At 64.7% G+C, this 278-nt stretch carries 1 protein-coding gene; it reads left to right on the top strand.

Annotated elements, in window-relative coordinates; translation table 11 throughout:
* The coding region (locus ACQG3P_RS19570) for a site-2 protease family protein (RefSeq protein ID WP_426805973.1) at positions 1-278 on the top strand (278 nt) is incomplete at both ends.

The raw sequence follows: 278 nt of genomic DNA, 5'->3' as shown, positions 1-278 counted from the left end.
GGCGATTCGCTCGGCATGATGCGCCGCATCGTGACCGGCAACGCCTCGCTGCAGAACGTTGCCGGCCCGGTCACCATCGCCCGGGTAGCCAACCAGACCGCCCAGCGCGGCCTTGATTGGTTCCTCAGGTTCCTGGCCGTACTCTCGCTCAGCCTGTGCATCATCAACCTGTGGCCCATCCCCATCTTGGACGGCGGGCACCTGCTGTATTACCTTATCGAGTTGGTCAAGGGCAGTCCGCTCAGCGAGCGTGCCATGGCGGCGGGCCAGTACATCGG

It is taken from the genome of Stenotrophomonas sp. SrG, assembly GCF_050031795.1.
Taxonomy (GTDB): domain Bacteria; phylum Pseudomonadota; class Gammaproteobacteria; order Xanthomonadales; family Xanthomonadaceae; genus Stenotrophomonas; species Stenotrophomonas rhizophila_A.
The sequence above is the reverse complement of the archived record's forward strand: the minus strand, read 5'-3'. Positions and strand labels throughout refer to the sequence as shown.